Origin of the sequence: Catellatospora aurea (genome assembly GCF_042663325.1) — a bacterium.
GTDB classification, from domain to species: domain Bacteria; phylum Actinomycetota; class Actinomycetes; order Mycobacteriales; family Micromonosporaceae; genus Catellatospora; species Catellatospora aurea.
Window position 1 is genome coordinate 1 of record NZ_JBHTAC010000116.1, and the last position, 711, is coordinate 711.

The following is a 711-nucleotide window of genomic DNA, read 5'->3' on the forward strand; positions in this document are numbered from 1 at the left end:
CGCGGGAGTTGATTGCATGACTGAGCGGTGGGTTCGACAGAAGAGAGAAGTTGATTCTTATAATGTATTCTTCAACGCATTTAAAGGGTACAACCCAAGCGAATCGCTCTATGATTTAGGATATCGGCTAGTTGGGTCATTCGTTGAAATCACGGACTCACGGCAAGACATTACTGCTGAACCTGACTTTGTCTTGTACAATGATGACACACTGCTGTTAGTAGAGATCAAATCTGGCTCAAACATCAACAGCAGAGATATTAACCAAATGGAGCGGACTGCCTCGATCTCGATTGAGTCCGCTGTTGAATGGTTACGCGATGCCGACATGACTGCCTCTGGGTATAATCCAAATAGCCTAACCAATATTGAACCAGCCATTGTCTACTATAAAGACTTCATTGAGGATTGTAGAAGTTCCACGGGCTGCGCTAATGCACTCTCGGAGATAGCCGAGCATGCGTCAGTGTTATCGCAAGAGAAGGGCGGCTCATTGGTACTTGAGGAGGGCGAGATAGCGGACGCCAATCTAAGAACCCGATTAGAAAGTGGTATCCCCATCCCCGTCACGGTCGACAAAAATGTGTACCTGACTGAGAACGTCGGAAGAGAAATACTAGCGTTCTCGATCGTTCACGATACCGTGCTAAACTCAATCGGGAAGGATAGTGAGTTAGCCATTGAGGCTGAGGACATCGTTGAGCGGTATCG

The 711-nt window shown here is 47.3% G+C and carries 1 protein-coding gene; it reads left to right on the top strand.

Going from position 1 to position 711, the window contains the following annotated elements; genetic code table 11:
• Positions 1-16 precede the first annotated feature (16 nt).
• The coding region (locus ACFQO7_RS37745; RefSeq protein ID WP_376810896.1) for a hypothetical protein at positions 17-711 on the top strand (695 nt) is incomplete at its 3' end.